Genomic DNA, 18,554 nt, shown 5'->3' on the forward strand with positions numbered 1-18,554 from the left:
GGACCTGTATACGTCTAAAACCATTTTGTGGTGGCCGCACGCCATGGGGCCTCCAGTCTCATAGGATCTCCCGTATCCCAGTCCTCAGGGTTACCTGTTGCCTTGTAGTCCAGGCTTACGTTCATCGCATGCCGGATGGAATCGAACGCACACACTAGTCCATCACAGCCTACAGTGAATGGCCTAACCTTATCTGGCGCCGGGGTTGTAATAGCCCTGCTACCAGTGCTACCTTGCTTCGAATACTGAGCTGACGAGTTCGAAGTGCTGAAGCCTATTCCGGGACCTCCTCCATCCATAGAGACGCTTCCGCCTCTGATAGAGAAGCCTGCAATGGTATCCAGCTTCATTACAAGGCTTTTTAGCAAGGTCTTGTTCTTCTTAGCCTTGGCAAATGCCGGAGTCACATTAACCCGGGCCCAGCCTCTAAGATCGGTAACGTCGATCGCTGTCGGACCGAGCGCAAGCCAATTTTGATACCCTTTATAGCGAAGTGCACCTCCGGCTTCAAGAACCATACCGGACATGACATTCTGCTTCGCGTAAGTATCAAACATGCAGCCGTCGCCGGCACACTTATGTTGATAGCCTGTGACATCGTTCGGATTCGGCCCTCTAGGCCCACCTGCCGCGCCGCATCCGCTCGCCTGCACCTTCCCTACTGTGAATCCCTCCTGCGCGCCGCACGTACCGCCTCCTCCGTCGGGACCGGGGCCTTCGATGACCATGTCCATCCCGTCGGTGTCCACTTCGATCGCCACCGAGACAAGTGTTCCCCAGCCGCCACATTTTCCGAAAGAAAAGTCATAGAGGCCACCCATGGAATTAGCCTGGCGGTCCTCATGCCCCTCGCCGTCAACGGCAACGTCGGTCCAGCTATGCTGGACAGTGGCTCTGACGGTAATGTCACCGCTCGGTGCGTTGTAAGCGACGGCATTGCTGATGGAAACCGACGAGTCCTCCCGCCTCCTGTTCTCGGCATCCATAACCTCTTTGGCGGCGACGAGGTTGGTGTTGACCAACGCAAGCTTGGCTGCCATCGGATGGCTGGAATTCAGCGTTCCATTCGATTGGATCAATGCCTGCGAAGTTCCGCTGATCGTACTGTTCCACACATCCGGATAGTGCCCCTCCAGAACGCCGTTCTGAATATTGAAATACTCCTCCAGTTTCACAGTCAGCATCTGTGTTCCCACAGACGTCGGACACATCCCAGCACCTGGTGACTGAGGTGGTAGTTCTACACGCTTGGGCGTAACTGTGGTGCCTTCCCATGGACTTTCACCGAAGCGCGTCCGCGCCGCCACACGAAGGTTGTAGTTAGTGCCATTGGACAGGCCAGTGACGGTAACCGAGGGATCCTTAACCTGAAGTGTGTGCACGACATCACCACCAGGCGAAAGAACTTCCACGTCGTAGCCATCCAGAAGGGCTAGCGACCCGGTCGTTTCTGGCATTGCCCACGTCGCGATGGCCCCACCGTCGCCAGGGACTGCCGTCAGATTGCGAACTGCGCTTGGCGGTCCTGGCGGTAAGTAACCAACTGTGAGCGACATCTTGGTAGCTGTATTCGGTGCGCCGAAACCGATCACAATCTCACTGTCGGATTCCAGCAGCAGCCATGCTAGTTCGTCCCCAGCAATATCGCGCTTGGGATTAGTTGCGCTAATACTATAGGTCGAATCGGCATTAGTGGTTCTAAATAGATCCGCAGTCGTAGTATCGGCAGTAATTTCATTATCTAGACGCGTGATCTTGATTGTGGTGTCCGGCGAACAGTTACTCGCTCCACAACTGGGCGTGCCGAGGTCCAGCAGTGATTCGATAGGGGTAGATCCGGCAGGGATCTCATCCAGCCTGATCTTCACAACGCTCGCCAGTTTTTCGTTACCCAGTCCGCCAACCTGGATCATCGAGCTATCGGCGAACGTGCAGGCGACACCATTGCACGCATTGGGCTCAATCTTCGCCGTTTTCACGAAAAAGTGATCCCGCTGAAGTGCAATCGGTGTGGAATCGTACTCCTCCGGTGGCGCCTCACCAGGCACGGTGAAGCTCACCTGATTGGTTTTAGGCGTGCATACCTCTTGGGTGCACGCTTGCATCTGCCAGGTGTAAGTTTTCCCTGACTGCACAATACTGGCGGGAATCTTGAAGGAAGCCCGCTGGCCGCCATTGACGGTGAGTTCACCAAGCGGACTGGAACCAATCGGCGCGCCAACGCTGTTATACAGGTAGTACTTGGCAGTGACTTCTCCTCCGGATGGACGGTTGACCATGCCGGATAGAATCGGCTGGACCGGATCGGCCATGCCGGTCTCGGTGTCGGTGGGCAGCATCGGGGCGTCGCTGGTGATGCGGTAGGCCGGGCTCTCGTTGCAGGACGGCTGGCTGACGCCGCTGCGGCAGGCGCGGACGACGAACTTGAGGCTGGCCGGGTTGTGGAGGGCGAAGGTCTGCTCGATCACCTGGCCGGAGGGCTTGGCGTTGTAGCTGGTGGAGGCGACCTCGCCGTACAGCTTCTTGATGTCCGGCAGGGACAGGGCCCGCTGGTAGAGACGCATGTCGTCGACCGAGCCCTGTAGGAGGTTGAGGCCCGACTTGTGGCCGCCGATGCGGAACGGGCCGGCGGTCACAGTACCGGACGGCTGGTAGTCGGCTTCGCCGGACAGCACGCCGTCGACATAAAGACGGATCTTGGAGGCGCCGGCGTCGTAGATGCCGGTCAGGTGTGTCCAGGTGTCAGCCGCGGCCAGTTTGGCCGAGTCGACCCAGACGCCGTACCCGGTCGCGCCGCCGGTGCCGGAGACCTGCAGCCGCCACTTCTGGTGACTGCCTCCGAGGTAGTAGATGCTCAGGCCGAACGGGTCACCGTCCTGGCTGGCGACATACTGAACGGCTTCGCTGTCCTTGAGGCGAACCCAGGTGCTGATGCTGAAACTGGAGTTCTGGTTCAGCACCGACCTGCTGGTGGAAGCGTAGGAATTCGGTACGCAACAGCCGTTGCTGCCGGTCATGTCGTTCAACTGGATCGCGCCGCCGAGCTTGCCGGTGATGGCCGCTCTCCTGCTGCCGGTGTACGTGGCGGTGTGGCCGCCTGTGCCGGCGTCGGCCGCGGAGGCCGCCCCCGCGGGTTCGTCGAATTTCCAGTGCGCCACGTGCCCGGTGGGGAAGGAGGGCGGGGGCGCCATCGTGGAGTCGTTGACGCTGACGGTGTAGTCCAGGTTGGTGCCCTCGGGCACGCTGGACTTGAAACCGACCTTGACGCTGGTGCTGCGGGCGATCGCGTCGTTGCCGTCCATGGAGTCGATAGACTCGGCGGTGACCGTGGGGATCTCCGGCGGCAGGAAGTAGGACACGGTCAGCTTCGGCTTGGTGCCCCCGGTCTTCTCGGCAGAGTGGAAGTAGACCCACCATCCGCCGCCCTGCGTGGGGTCACTCGTCCCCGTACCCGAGAGCCGGATGCCCTCGTTGGGCTGGCCCGCGGCCCACGCCTGGGCGATCGCGGTGACGCTCCAGGTGAAGGTCCTGGGGATCCAGTTGCCGTTGTCGTCGATGGACGACGTGCTCGGGCAGAGCTGGACGGACGAGCCGAAGCTCGTCACGGACGGCTGGTTGCTCCAGCTCACGTACTGCGGCCACGCCGAGGTCACCCGCTTGGCCTCGATCCCCGCGGGTCCGTACCAGCGGCAGCCCACAAGCTGGTCGGCGTACATGTCCAGCCTGGCGCTGCCGACGGACCTGCCCGCCAGCACTCCGGTGTCGAATTTGAGGAGAGAGTGACTGTAGGTAAGCGTCCCCGCGGAGTTGGTGCGTTCGATGCTCGTCACCAGCCGCTGCGAGGCGGGCGAGGTGTCGGCATTGCCGGTGTTGCTCACCACCAGATCGCTCTGCAGGGTGAGGGTGGTGGTGGGATCCACCGTGACCGGATACCTGGTCGCCGGGTCGGCGAGGAACGCCGGATCCGGAGTGAGAACGAGTGTCTGCTCGCCCTTCTCCTCCACCACCCGCGTGTCGATTTTTCCAGTGCGCGGCGGGACCGCTCCGGCGGTTTTGGTTTCGGCGGCACTGGGACCGGCGTCGATTGTCACCGGTTCGGCGGCCGATGCCACCTGCCTGCCCTTGGCGTCGGTGAGTTCGAGTCCGCCACGCTTGTCCTCGGCGAAGTCGAGCCCGTCCGTCTCGACCGGAATACGGAACTCCACCGGCCCCTTGGGCTGTTCCCGCAACACCACGTCATGCCGGAATCCCGTGGGCAGGGCCGTGACGACGAGATCAGCCCCCTGACCGGCCGCGTCGACGAACGTCGCGACGTTTCCCTTGACCGTTGGTTTGGGCAGTTCGGTCGGCCAGCCGAACGAAACCTTCTGCCCGTCACCGCGTTCCATGGACGCGAAAGGACGATCCGCGCCGCCCGCGGAGAACTCGATTTTCGCCTTGGCCAGTTTGGGCTTCAGAACCCCGTCCTGCTCCACCAGGGCCGTGTCGATCCAGTCCCACGATCCGTCGGCCTGTTTGAGCTGAGCGGGACCGGCGTACGACTGCGTTGTCAGGTGCCCGTCCGGATAGGCCCAGGTACGTGACCCCTCGGTGTAGGCCGCTTCGACCTCCACCGGCTTGTTCTGCTTTCTGGCCTCCTCGATCGCGGCCCTCAGCGGCGCGTCAGGATCTTCCGGACGAGGAAACTCCGTCGCCGTAGGGGTGGCGGGAACGGCCGGGGAGCCGGGTTCGGGGTCGGCCTGTGCCGGTGTGGAACTACCGGCCACCAGTAGTGACGCGGCCAAGGCCGAGACGGTCACGACCGTGGGTGTGATCCGTCTGAGTGATCCACGCCTTGACGGTGTGGAAGAGTGATTCGGTAAGGGGAACCCCACCGATTACCTCCAGTGCTTATGGGGGAGCCGGCCAGGATTCAGAGATGGGAGCGCCTGGCCAGAGATGATCGTCACAAGCATCACTGTTGGTGCTGTTGATCTTGTCATATAGAATGTCGTGATCTTGATAATTGATCGGCCGCCGCCTGTTTCTCCGCGAGAAACCGCAGTTGAGGGGGCAGGCGACGGCAAACATTCACGGACTGTTCGACGAACACCACTTCACGGCGGTCGCGGTTCTTGGGGGTTGGAATGGAAATTCGCGTTCTCGGTCCGGTCGATATCTGGCGTGACGGCCGCTTGATCAAGATCGTCGGACCCAAACAACGAACCTTGCTGGCCGTTCTGGTCCTGCAGGCCGACCGGGTGGTCTCCCACGATCGGCTCCTGACAGCCCTGTGGGGGACGAAGATCCCAGCCAGCGGACGACGGTTGTTGCACAACCACCTGTGGTCGGTGCGGCGGTTGCTCAGCGAGAGCAACGCCGTGGTGAGCACACCCACCGGTTACTCACTGCGACTACGACCCGGCGCCTCCGACCTTGACGTCTTCGTCACCGAGACGGCGCTCGCCCGTTCCGCTCTGGCAAAGGGGGACGTCGCCCATGCTGCGGAGGGGTTCCGCCGGGCACTGTCGCTGTGGCGCGGCCCCGCACTCGGCGGCACGCACCCCGACCTCCAAGCGACCGAGGGCGCGGCCCTGGAAGAGCAGCGCCTCACCGCGCTCATGGACCGCATCGAAGCCGATCTCACCCTGGGGCGCCACGCCGACCTGGTCGGCGAGCTGCGCCTGCTGGTGGCCGAGCACCCGCTGAACGAGAAACTGCGCGGCCAGTTGATGCTCACCCTCCACCGTGCCGGACGTACGGCGGAGGCGCTTGAGGTGTTCAGGATCGGCCGCCGGCATTTCCGCGACGAGCTCGGCCTGGACCCCGGCGAGGAACTCGCCCGGATCCACCAGACCGTCCTGTCCGGAGAGAGCGTCTCCGGCGACGCCGTGGCGGCACACTCCCCCGCCGTTCGTACCTCGCACGTGCCCCGGCAGTTGCCCGCCGACATCACACGCTTCACCGGCCGCGTGGAGAAACTACGCCAGTTGGACGTGCTTCTGTCCGAGAGGGAAGGCGCGACAACCGTGGTGATCTCCACCATCGCGGGCACCGCCGGAGTCGGCAAAACCGCCCTGGCGACACGTTGGGGACACAGGACGTCCGTCAGGTTTCCGGACGGGCAGCTCTACATCAACCTGCACGGCTACTCAGGGATACCGGCCACGACAGGGGCCCAGGCACTGGGCCAGCTTCTCCGCGCTCTCGGCGTGACGGACGACGACATCCCGCACGGCATCGACGAACGCGCGGCGCTCTACCGGTCACTGCTGGCCGACAAGCGGATGCTCATCGTCCTGGACAACGCCGCCACACCGGACCAGATACGCCCCCTGCTGCCCGGCTCCTCACCTTCCAGAGTCGTCATCACCAGTCGTGACGCGCTACGGGGTCTGTCCGTGACTCATGACGTGCACGGCATCTCGCTCGACGTGCTGATGGCCGATGAGGCGATCGCGCTGCTCAACACCCTCCTGGGCGGAAGCGCGACGGCCCGCGAAGCGGACACCATCGCCGAACTGGCCCGGCTCTGCGGATACCTGCCGCTGGCACTACGGCTGGCGGCGGCACAGCTCACGGGCAGCTCCCCCGCCGAAATCGAGGAATTCGTCATCCAGCTTCGGCGGGAGAACCGGCTGACCGTCCTGGATCTCACTGAGGATCCGGAAATCGGGGTCCGTTCCGCGCTTGAGATGTCCTACCGGAGTCTCACGGCACCGGCTCGGCGGATGTTCCGGATGCTCGGCCTGCATCCTGGACCGTCCATCGGGCTGGACGCCGCGGCCGCCCTCACCGGTATGTCCGCCGATGACACCGCCGCCGCGGTCCAGACGTTGGTCAACGCCCACCTGTTGCAGAAGGACGATGGGCAAAGGCTGTCGATGCACGACCTCGTGCGCGTCTACGCGGAGGAACGGTGCGTGAACGACGAGACCGCGGACCACCGTGACAATGCCCTGACGGGAATGTTCGACTGGTACCGGTACGCGGTCCTGAAGGCCATGGATCATCTGTCCCCCGTAGACACGACAGCTCTGGGCATCTCTCCCATCGAGGGGGCATCCGACTTCTCCGGCTTCGACGAAGCGATGGCCTGGCTGGAGCAGGAGCATCACACTCTTGTGGCTGTGATTACCCATGCAGCGACAAAAGATCGGCACGTTCATGTTTGGCAGATTTTCAGCAGGTTGTCATGGTTCTTCTATATGAGAAATTACCTCGACGACCTCTTCCTGACAGGGGAGACCGCCCTGTCCTCCGCCCGCCTGGCCGGTGACCGTCGCGGTGAGGCGGAAATCCTCAGCGACCTCGGTTATGCCAAAGTCTTCATCGGGCGATATGCTGATCACCTCAGCGACCAGCAGGCGGCCCTGCGGATCTGGCGGTCAATCCTCGACCGGCCGGGAGAGGCCAAAGCCCTGCGACACGTGAGTTACGCCCTGCAATTAGCCGGGCAGCCTCTACAGGCGATCGAGGTCGGCGAGCAGTGCCTGGTGGTGAACCGCGAGCTCGAAGACCGTCTGGGCGAATTCATAGCGATAACCTATCTGGCGGACAGCTACCTGACCCTCGGCAGGTTCGACAAAGCGGCGAAAAGCTTGGAAGAGTCCCTGAAATATTGGCGAGAGGTCAATCGGGAGTACGAAGAGACATACTGTCTTATTCAGCTGGGGACCGTCCGCACGGAACTCGGCGACCCGGAAACCGCCTTGGACCTCTTCCGGAAGGCACTGCTCTTGAGCCAGAACCAGAAAAACAAAAACTTCGAGACCGATATCCTCAATGGAATCGCCACCGCCATGCGTCGTCAGGAACGATACGACGAAGCCTTCGAACACCACGAGAAGGCACTCAGCCTCGCGCGGAGCATACGGAGCAAGCCACAGGAGGACGAGACGCTCAACAGCCTCGCGTCCACCTGCCTCTCAAGCGGGGACGCTCAGTCGGCGCTAAGTCATTATCAAAAGCTCGTCGCCGGTCTTGGAGAGATGGCCAACGTGTATCAGCGCGGATTCGCCCACGAAGGGTTGGGCGATACGCTCCACGCCCTGGGGCGGACGGACGAGGCCACGGAACACTGGAGGACCGCGCTTGGCATATGGGCGCCCATGGGTGTCCCCCAGGCTGAGGAGGTCGCGCAACGGATGCGCGAGGCCGGTGTGAGCTGACTTGTGCCACGCCGATTGGCGAGCATGACTGTGGTGTTCATACGTTCATGCTGCACATTGCTTACGTGAGTAGCGATGCCGTCACCGTGGTGGTCACGCCCACCACGACCAGCGCGGTCCCCGCCAGGACGAACGTGGGCATCGGCACCCGTACTTCTCTGCGGCGGCAGCGGCGGAAACCACGTCAAGGTCGCCGGAAACCTTCCGGGAGCCATCGCCGTCCGCGACAGCAAGAACCCTGCTGGCCTGGCCCTCGTCTTCACCTCGGGCGAGTGGCACACCTTTCTCACCACCGTGAAGTCGGGCCGCTTCGACTGACCGGCGCGGGATCACGCTCGACAGTCTGTTCTGAACACCCGGCCAGAGCCTCGCCCTTGGCCGGGAAAAGGCCGTGTCACTCGCCACCGCCGGAGACGGTCGTACGCGGGCATCCAAGAGCGGCCGCGATGCTGCCGAGCATCATGCCCAGGCCACCAAGTACGAGAACAACAGGTTTGCTCAGGGCGACCAGGACGAAGGATGCGGGAGTGGATACACCTCGCGTATTCCAATAGAGGGAGGGAGCGTCGAAGAGCGTGATGCCCACCCCGCCAAGTACCATAAATGTACCTGCGACAAGGAAAAGATTCCTGGCCACAACCAGGAACGACGGAATCCTCCGCCTTCCGGTAAGTATCATCTGAGATCTCCTTCAACCGGTCGCCGGGCGGTCGGGGGTTTCCAGGGCCGCGGGGCCGGGAAAAGCTGCGCTCCCGGCCCCGCCTATCATCTGGAAATCAATCCGCTCTAACCGTTCCCCTTCTTCCTCCCCAGGAAGTCGTGCCACCAGCTATGGTAGGGGGTGGGAATCCATTCGGGACAGTCAGCCACCTTCGCGGTGACGTGGTGGCAGAACGTGACCTCCGGCTCGAAGCGATGCTGATAGCCGGTTAGTTCGCAGTAGTTCGAGGGCCCCTCGAAACACTCGGCTTTCGATGTCTTCTTCGTCCACACCGCCCTCAGGACGAATGTATCGTCCGGATTGGGATTGGTCGGCTTTACGGGCCCCATCTTTTCGTAGGGCTTGCAGGTCGTTTCGATGGAGCCGTTCAGTTCTCCATAGACTCCCGCTGTTCCCACCCTTTGCGTGTCGATCGAGATGTTGAACCCACCCGTGACGCTTTCCCGCTCGGTATTGAAACAGGCCTCGCCAGCGGATTTGATAACCAGGTTGTTAAGGATGTACCTGTACTCGGCGAGTTCGCTCTTCGTCTTGAACTTCCACGGGCCGATCGTGTAGACCCGGACGTAGTTGACGAAGCTCGGAATCCTCCAGGTCTCCGTGGTGAGAGGTCCGTAATCGTCACCGAGCGGGTAGCACCAGGTGGAGCGGGCCTCGGCGTGGAGCTGCCACCCCTTCCACAAAACCCTCGTGGTGGGATGCCGCTGCTTTTTCAGAAGCTTGTACTGACTGTAGCCGGGCCGCTCCTTCACCCAGGTGTCCTTCTTTTCCGGATACTGGTCGTCCGGGTTGGCGTCGCACTGACCCGACGCGGCGCCGACGGCACCTGCCTTCGCCTGCGAAGGAGTGGCGGCCGACGGAGGAACCTCACCTGGGATGAAGCCGGTCGCGAGATACGTCTCCCATTCCTCGTCATAGTAGAAGTCCGTCGGATCCTGCTCGACTTCGATAGGCACCTGGATGATGGTTATGTTGCCGCAGCGATCGAAGACAAAGATGTCGATCACGGCTTCGCTCGGCTCGATCTGACCGGCGGTGCCGGTGGCCGGCCGATTCGTCTTCGCCGATGCCGGCGTGTCCGGGGTCTGTTCGATCCAGCTACGCTTGACCTCTGCGGTCACCCTTACCATGCCGCCGGACGTCGCCTGGACAACAGCCGCCGGAATTTCCACGGTCGAGCCGGAGCGAACGGTTCCGGCTTGCTCCATGGCGGTTCTCGCCTGCACCAACTCCGTGTTGAGCAGGGACAGCTTGGCCGCGCTGGGTGCGTCCGCCGTCACTCCGGGGGCGTCCCAGATGGTGTCGGCGCGACCCTCGAGGACAGCGTCCTGGGCCTGGTAATACTTCTTCACCCTGTCGATGTAAGTCTGAGCACTCGACTGCGTGTTCGCGACCGCGGCCGTAGGGGGAGAGTCCAGGAACGGAACGCACGTCGTGTCTCCCTCCCTTGGAGGTGGCGGTACCGCCTTGGTGGTGAATGAAGACGACTCCCAGTCCCCAATGCCGAACGCCGTTTTGGCTCGTACTCTCGCGGTGTAGGTGATGTCGTTCGCCAGTCCGGTAATGGCTGCCCAGGGGTCCTTGACGTTCAAGGTGTCGACGACGACACCGCTGCCATCGGTCACCTCGACGTCGTAACCCTCCAGCATGGCGATGCCCCCGTTGCTCTCCGGCAACCCCCAGCTGGCGATCGCACTGGCGTCACCGCCCCGGGTCGTGAGGTTCAGCACCTTGCTCGGCGGTCCCGCGGGCAGGTAGGTGAGCACCAGCGAAGGCTGCTCGGCCGCCGCCGCGTCGCCGAAGGTGATGATCTCGTTCTTGTCGGAAGTGAGCATCAGCCACTGATATTCACTCCCGGCGATGTCGGCCTGCGGAGCGCTCAACGGCAGGGAGTAGGGCGTGGTGCTGCCGTCGGCGTCGCCCGTCAGATCCGAGCCTCTGGTCTCACCGGTCACCGGGCTCTTCAGCGGGGTGACGGTAATGATCGCGTCTGCCGGGCAGGCACCGGCCGGGCAGATCGGGGTGCCGAGTTTGAGGATGCCTTCCGACACACCCGCCCCGTCGGGAAGTTCGTCGAGTTTGAGCCCGATCACCGCCGCTGTTCTGCCGGTGCCGGTGCCGCCGATCTGCACGGTGGCCGAGTCGGTCACCACGCAGGGCGAGCCGTCGCAGGCGGTGGGGTCGAGTTTGGCGCTTTTGACAACGAAGTTGTCCTTGAGCAGCGTCAGGTGTCTGACGGTCACAGGGGGCGTATCCGGAGGTGTGCCGGGGATGGTGACGCTGACCGGGGCGGTCTTGGCGGTGCAGATCTCCAGGGCGCACGCCTGCATCTGCCAGGTGTACGTCCCGCCGGGCTGAACGATGTTCTCGGGAAGCTGGAAGGACGCGCGCTCCTGGCTGCCGACCGTACGTTCACCGAGCGGGCTGGAACCGACCGGAGCGCCGGTGCTGTCGTACAGGAAGTACTTGGCGGTCACCGGTCCGCCCGAAGGGCGGTTGACCATGCCCGACAGGATCGGCTGAGCCGGGTCGGCCATGCCCGTCTCGGTGTCGGTCGGCAGGTAGGGGGCGTCGGTGGTGACGCGGTAGTAGGGGCTTTCACTGCAGGTGATCGGGGTGGCGCCGGTGATGCAGGCCCGGACGGAGATCTTGAAGCTGTCGACGTTGCCGACGTCGTAGGTGATGGACGCGCCCCGGCCGGAGGGCAGGTTCGCGTTGGTGGGCGGGGTGAGGTTGAGCATCCACTGGAGCTCGCCGGGGCTCAGGGCGCGGTCGTAGGCGCGGATCTCGTCGTAGGCGGCCTTGACCGAGGAGATCCCGAAACCGCCGGACTGGCCGCTGTTGAGCCAGAAACTCCTTCCGGCCTGCCAGGGGGCGGCGACGTAGTCGGCTTCGGCGGCCTGGACACCGTTGACGTACAGGCGGACCTTCTTGGCGGCGGCGTCGTAGACACCGGCCAGGTGGGTCCACACGCCGACTTGCGCCACGGCGGAGGACTTGATCTCCGTCAACGAGCTGGTGGCGGTGTCGGTGTGGTGCATCACCATGTTCCACTTGCGGCTGCTGGAGTCGTACCCCACGATGAAGGCGCTGTTGACGGCGCCGCTCTGGCTGATCAGCGCGGCCGACGCGTTACCGGAGTCCAGGCGTACCCAACCGGCCGCCGAGAAGCTCCTGTCGGTGCGCAGCACCGCCTTCTGGGTGGAGGCGAAGGAGGGGTTGGCCGCGGCCCCGTTGAGGAACAGGGCCTTGCCGTCCTTGCCGTCGACCGACGAATACCGGCCGCTGACGAACACCAGCGGGTTGCCCTTGCCGCTGGAGTCGGCGCTCTCGACGCCCTCGGTGAAGCTCCACTTGCCGACCTCGCCGCCACCTGTCGTCCAGGCCGGAAGAGGAGCGGTGGAGTCGACGACGGAGACGTAGTAGTCGAGATTCCTGCCGTCGACGGAGGTGCTCTTGTAGCCGACCTTGGCCGAGCTCTCGCGCACGATCGCGTGCTCGCCGTCCATCGAGTCGACCGACTCGGCGGTGACCGTGGGGATCTCGGGCGGCAGGATGTACTGGGTGATGAGCTTGGGCGGGGTGGCGCCGGTGCCGGTGGTCTCCGCCGAGTGGAAGACCGCCGAGTAGGCGTTGTAGCGATCGACGCTCTCGCTGGGTCCCATGAGCTCGACGCCGTGGTTGGGCTGGCCTCCGGCCCAGGCCTTGACCCAGTTGGTGATGGGCCAGGTCATCACGCCGGGGGTGGAAATACCCGTGGTCGGGCAGGGAGTGCCCACGAAGTCGGTGGTGCCCGAGGGCTTGTTGGCCCAGGTCATCCTGCCCGGGGTCCAGTCGTTGCCGACCCGGGTGGCGTAGATCTTGCCGTTGCCGCGCAGGTGGCAGCCGGGTGACTCGGTACGCCACAGCTGCATGGTGGAGGAGACGACGGGCTTTCCGGCCAGAGCGCTGACGTCGAACTTCAGGTACGAGCGCCAGTAGTTCATGGCGCTGACCCCGTTGCAGCTGTAGTAGGCCGCGCCGATCTTGAGCGACGTGGCGCCCGGCTGGTCGTTGGTGTTGCAGTCGGCGCCGCTGGAGAGCAGCGTGTCGGTCTTGACGGTCAGCGTGGAGGTGGGGTCCACCACGACGGGGAAGGTGGTGGCGGGGTCGGCCAGCCACCCGGCGTCGGGTTTGAGGACCAGTGTCCGTTCGCCGTCGTCCTCGACGACGGAGGTGGCGATCGGCGCGCTACGCGGCGCGGCGGCGCCGGTGCTGTCCCACATCACCGGCTTCGGTGCCTGGGCGACGACCTTGTCCTCGCCGTCGGTGAGCTGCAATCCGTCCTGCGCGGACTTCTCAAGGGTCAGCTCGGCCGACTCCACCGGGATGCGGATCTCCAGCGCCTCCTTGGGGCGCTCGCGCAACACCACGTCGTGCCGGAAGCCGGTGGGCAGGGCGGTGACGACCAGGTCGGCCGCGGGTCCGGCGGCGTCCGGGTAGGTGGCGACGTTGCCCTTCACCACCGGGCGCGGCAAGTTCCCGTCCCAGGACAGGCTGAGACTCTGATCCGCGTCCCGCCTCATCACCGCGAACGGAGCGTCGTCCCCGCCGAGGGAGAAGGCGAGGTCGGCCTTGGCCACCTTGGGCCTGAGGACGCCGTCCTTCTCCACCAGTGTGGTGTCGATCCAGGCCCACGAACCGTCCTGCTGTTTGACCTGGGCGGGGCCCGAGTACGACTCCGTCTTCAGGCTGCCGTCGGGAAAGGCCCAGGTGCGCGAGGTCTCGGTGAACGTGTCGGTGACCTCGACCGGCCTGTTGTGCTTCCTGGCCTCCACGACCGCCGCGCGCAGCGAAGCGTCGGGATCTTCCGGGCGGGGGAACGGCGTCTGGACCGGCCCGGAAGACGCGGGGGCGGGTGTGGGGTCGGCCTGGGCGGGCAGGGCACTGCCCGGCACCAGAAGCGAGGCCGCCAGAGCGGAGACGGCCACGACCGTGGTCGCGGCCCGTCTATTCGGTTCGTGCCACCGAAGCGGCGCAAAGGGACGGTTCGGTAAGGGAAACCCCACCGGTGCCTCCAGCGTGAAAAAGGGATTTTCCGGCCCGGGCATCGCAAGGGGAGCGCCCGGCCGAAGGTGATCGCGCTCAGCATGCCGCGCCGCGATATTGATCTTGTAGGATAAAATGTATTGATCTTGAAATATGGCCGATGTCGCGCCCGCGAAGAGAAAGCGCACGGCCAGGCGAGCGGCGATCGAGCGCGCGCGTGGCGATCGAGCGCGCCGCACCGGCACGATCACGATCCTGTGGGAGTTGGCATGCAGCTTCGCATCCTCGGCCCGGTTGACATGTGGCGTGACGGGCGCTCACTGGCGGTCACCGGCCTGAAGCAGCGAACTCTGCTTGGTGTTCTGGTGCTGAATGCCAACCGAACCATCTCCCATGACCGGTTGATGGCGGCGTTGTGGAGCACCGAGGTCCCGGCCACGGGCCGACGGCTGCTGCACAGCCATCTGTGGTCCCTGCGACGTCTTCTCGGCGACGGGCAAGCCCTGGTCAGTATGCCCAGCGGCTACTCGCTGCGGCTGGAACCGGGCGCCTCCGACCTTGACGTCTTCACCACCGAGACGGCGCTGGCCCGTTCGGCCCTGGCCGCGGGCGACGCCTCGCGAGCATCGGAACTCTTTCGCCAGGCCCTGTCCCTGTGGCGAGGCCCCGCGCTCGGAGGCACTGACGCCGAGCTACAGGCTTCGGAAGGAGCCGCCCTGGAGGAACGGCGTGTCATGGCCCTTTTCCAGCGCATCGAGGCCGATCTCGCCCTGGGGCGTCACGTAGAGCTGATCGGCGAGTTGCGTCTTCTGGTGGCCGAGCACCCGTTGGACGAAAAACTTCGCGGCCAGTTGATGCTGGCGCTCCACCACGCGGGACGAACCGCCGAGGCGCTCGCGGAGTTCCAGTCGGCGCGCGAACACATCCGGGATGAGGTCGGGCTCGAACCCGGTCATGGACTGTCGGGCGTTCAACAGGCGATCCTCTCCGCCGGCACGGTTCCCGCGGCACATTCCGACACCCAGGAAAGGGCGTTCACCCTCGTACCCCGGCAACTGCCCGTTGACATCGCTCGTTTCACCGGTCGCGCGAACGACCTGAGAAAACTCGACGAGCTGTTGTTGGCGAGTAGCGGAAATGTGCCGACCGTGGTGATTTCCGCCATCGCGGGAACCGCGGGAGTCGGCAAAACCGCGCTGGCGACACATTGGGCGCATCGGGTGGCGGCCCGGTTCCCCGACGGCCACCTGTACGTGAACCTCCACGGTCATTCACTCAGAGAACCCGTCAGTGGATTACAGGTGCTGCGCCGGTTCCTGCGCGCGCTCGGAACGGCGGCGGACGAGATTCCCTCGGAACTGGACGAACGCACCGCCCTCTACCGATCCCTCGTAGCCGACAAGCGGATGCTCGTCATTCTAGACAACGCCGCCACCCCCGAGCAGGTGCGTCCGCTCCTGCCCGGCTCCCCCCTGTGCAGGACCGTCATCACCAGCCGGGACACCCTGCGAAGCCTTTCGGTCACCCATGACGTGAGCACCATCACCCTCGACGTCCTGTCGGCCGACGAGGCGCGGGCACTGCTCGTCATCGTGCTGGGCGCCAGGCGCCTCGACGACGAACCCGACATGGCGACCGAGCTGGCCCGGTTGTGCGGACACCTGCCCCTGGCCCTGAAACTGGCCGCCGCCCACCTCAACGATCAACCGGCCCTGCCCCTGAGGGATTTCGTGGCCAGGCTTCGTCAGGAGAACCGGCTGACCGCCCTCGACATCGAAGAAGATCCACAGGTTGGGGTTCGTGCCGCTTTCGAGCTTTCCTACCGCGCCCTGCCGGAAACCGTCCGGCGGACGTTCCGGCTGATCAGCCTCCAGCCGGGGCCGGACATCCACCTTGAGGCGGTCGCCGTCCTGACCGGGCTCTCTCCCCACGAGACCCGTGCGGCGGTCGACACGCTCGTGAACGCGCACCTGATCCACATTCTCGGTGACAGGCGACTGGCGATGCACGACCTGCTGGGCCTGTACGGGCGCGAACGCGGCGACGCCGAGGACAGCCCGGCCGATCGTCACGCGGCACTGTCACGACTCATCAACTGGTACCTGCACACGGTGGACGCGGCCGTCGGCCAAGCGACAGGTGAGGAAAGGACTCTGGAACTCACCACACCGCCCCCTGTCGACACACGAACCTTCTCCGGCGTCGATGAGGCCCTGGCCTGGCTGGACGTCGAGCTTCCCACGCTGATGGCAATGATCACCCACGCGGGCACCGGGGGATGGCCCGCCCATTCCTGGCAGACCACCCTCACCCTGTCGAGGTTCTTCTACATGAGGGACCGGGTGGACGAGATGGTCACAAGCCACTGGGTCGCCCTGTCCGCCGTCCGGCAGCTCGGCGAGAGGCGCGGCGAGGCGGAGCTGCTCAAGTCGTTGAGCCTCGCATACATGTGCACCGGAGACTACGCCGGTTACCTCTCCCATCTGCGACAGGCTCTCGCTGTTTTCCAGGACATCGGTGACCAGATGGGAGAGGCCCGGGTCCTCGGTGACATCGCGCTCGCACTGGTGACCCTGGGAGAACTCACCCAGGCGGTCGAAACCGCCCGGCGTTCCATCGATTTGCTTCAACGGCTAGGGAACAGGTCCTCGGAAAACGCGATCATGAGCATCCTGGCAAGAGCCTACCGGGACCTAGGACGTCTGACGGAGAGCAGAGATCTGCTGCGCACATGTCTCGCCTACGAACGTGGGGAGCAACGCCGCCCCGACGAAACCGCCAGCCTCATCGAATTGGGATGGGTCCACACCCAGCTCGGCGACACCGGCATCGCCGTCGAACTTCTGATCAGAGCCTTGCGGATGGCGCAGGAGTTGGGAATCAGCACATTGGAGACCGAGGCACTTACCGGTCTCGGCACGGCGTACCGCGAGCAGGGACTTCACGACGAGGCAGTCGGCCATCACCGGAGAGCTCTCAACCGATCCAAGAAGCTACGAAGCCGACACCTGGAATGCCAAGCGCTCATCGAACTGGGCAACGATTATCTCGCCATGGGCGACAGCCGATCCGCCCTCGAACATCACCGGACGGCCATGGGCATGGCCGCCAAACTCCGGGAACGCCGCATGGACGGCCTGACGCGCAAGGGCGCCGCCGAAGCCCTCTATTCCCTGGGGCAGATCGAGGAGGCGCGGAGGCACTGGGAGGACGCACTGGCGACCCTCTCCCCGATGGGCGTACCGGAGGCCGAGGAGATAGCGGAACGGATTCGCGAGACGGCCGAACCCATGACAGGCCCCTCTCAGTGATCATGGGTTGGCGATAACCAGATGATCAAGACTCGTCCCTCCTCGAACCCCCGCTGGCCCGCGAGACCTCACCCGTGGAACCGCCTGACCATCAGGACGGCCAAGCCACCGTTCAAGCCGTGACCAACAGCGCCGTCACCGTGGCGGTCACGCCCACCACGACCAGCACCGCCCCCGCCAGCACGAAGGTGACCATCGGCACCCGTACTCCCCTGCGACGGCACCACTCGAACCACAGCAGGGTGGCGAGGGAGGCCCACGGGGTGATCACCGAGCCGGCGTTGGTGCCGACGAGCAGGGCGAGCAGCAGGTCCCGATCGCCCGGAGGAATGGCCTGCTCCACGACCGTGTAGGCGGGCAGGTTGTTGATCAGGTTGGACAGCACCGCTCCGACGGCCGCCACGCGATAGGCGCCGTCACCCCCCGGGCCCCCGGAGGTCCCGACGAGGGAGCTCATCACCGAGGCCAGGCCGTACCGGCTCAGGGTGGGCACGACCAGGAAGAGGCCGACGACGAAGACGAGCAGCTGCCAGGGGAACAGCGCGAGGATGAGCTTCGAGCGGTCGCGCCAGGCGAACGCGGCGATCATCAGGGCCGCCCCGGCCAGGGCGGCGAACTGGATCGGCAGCTCCAGCAGGATCGCGGCCACGAACAGCACGCACGCCGAGGCCGCGATCCTGAACAGCACCGGGTCGGCGACCGGCCCGGGGGTCGGCGGTTCGTAGCGGACCGCACCGCGCCGGCCACGGCGCCAGAAGAACACCCACAGGAAGACCATGGTGACCGCGATGGAGACGAGCTGGGGGAACCAGAGCCGCCCGGCGAACTCCCGGGCGGACATGCCGAGCCGTTCCATGGCCAGCAGGTTCGTCAGGTTCGACACCGGCAGGAGCAGAGCGGCGGTGTTGGCCAGCCAGAGAGTCGTCATGGCCAGCGGCAGCGCGGCGATCCCGGTCCTGGCCGCGAGGGCGAGCATGACGGGCGTCAGCAGCACCACCGTGGTGTCCAGGTTCAGGAAGATGGTGACCACCGAGGCGAAGACCGTGCACAGCAGGAAGAGCACGACGTGGTTTCCCCGCCCCACCGCCGCCAGCCGGATCGCGATCACGTCGAAGAGCTGGGCCTCCTTGACGAGGTCCGCGAGGATGATCACCGCGCCGAGGAACAGCAGGATCGGCCCGATCCGCTCCATCTCGCTCCAGGCCTCCCGCGCGGGGAGCAGACCGGTCGCGACGAACAGGAGGCCGAGGCCGAGGAGTCCGAAACGGATCCGGTCCAGAACGCTCAATCTCCGCAGCACATCGGACATGGTCGCACGTCTCACCTGCGTGAACGGGCTCGGGG

At 64.7% G+C, this 18,554-nt stretch carries 6 protein-coding genes; 3 read left to right on the forward strand and 3 right to left on the reverse strand.

The annotated features are described in order from the left end of the window. Nucleotides 1–14: 14 nt before the first annotated feature. Nucleotides 15–4,799: a LamG-like jellyroll fold domain-containing protein gene (locus ABD817_RS06510; protein WP_344916019.1), complete on the reverse strand. Its 4,785-nt coding sequence runs from the start codon at nt 4,797–4,799 to the stop codon at nt 15–17. A gap of 327 nt (nt 4,800–5,126) precedes the next feature. Between ABD817_RS06510 and ABD817_RS06515 the strand changes: the two genes are divergently transcribed. Together ABD817_RS06515 and ABD817_RS06520 are read left to right on the forward strand one after the other, a co-directional pair. After that, nucleotides 5,127–8,150 carry an AfsR/SARP family transcriptional regulator gene (locus ABD817_RS06515; RefSeq protein ID WP_344916021.1) on the forward strand — a complete coding sequence of 1,008 codons (3,024 nt, stop codon included), beginning with the start codon at nt 5,127–5,129 and terminating at the stop codon, nt 8,148–8,150. A gap of 75 nt (nt 8,151–8,225) precedes the next feature. Next, the gene (locus ABD817_RS06520) at nt 8,226–8,468 is read left to right on the forward strand and encodes a DUF397 domain-containing protein (RefSeq protein ID WP_344916023.1); all 243 of its coding nucleotides are present in this window, start codon (nt 8,226–8,228) and stop codon (nt 8,466–8,468) included. A 468-nt stretch (nt 8,469–8,936) separates the two neighbouring features. Here the strand turns inward: ABD817_RS06520 and ABD817_RS06525 are convergent, their stop codons facing one another. Continuing rightward, on the reverse strand, nt 8,937–14,150 hold the full coding sequence (locus ABD817_RS06525; RefSeq protein ID WP_344916025.1) for a LamG-like jellyroll fold domain-containing protein: 5,214 nt from the start codon (nt 14,148–14,150) through the stop codon (nt 8,937–8,939). 18 nt (nt 14,151–14,168) lie between these two features. On the opposite strand from ABD817_RS06525, the gene ABD817_RS06530 reads away from it, so the two are divergent. Beyond that, on the forward strand, nt 14,169–17,210 hold the full coding sequence (locus ABD817_RS06530) for an AfsR/SARP family transcriptional regulator (RefSeq protein WP_344916027.1): 3,042 nt from the start codon (nt 14,169–14,171) through the stop codon (nt 17,208–17,210). 112 nt (nt 17,211–17,322) lie between these two features. Here the strand turns inward: ABD817_RS06530 and ABD817_RS06535 are convergent, their stop codons facing one another. Continuing rightward, nucleotides 17,323–18,519 carry an SLC13 family permease gene (locus ABD817_RS06535; RefSeq protein WP_344916029.1) on the reverse strand — a complete coding sequence of 399 codons (1,197 nt, stop codon included), beginning with the start codon at nt 18,517–18,519 and terminating at the stop codon, nt 17,323–17,325. Nucleotides 18,520–18,554: the final 35 nt, after the last annotated feature.

This window comes from Streptosporangium oxazolinicum (genome assembly GCF_039537505.1).
GTDB lineage: Bacteria > Actinomycetota > Actinomycetes > Streptosporangiales > Streptosporangiaceae > Streptosporangium > Streptosporangium oxazolinicum.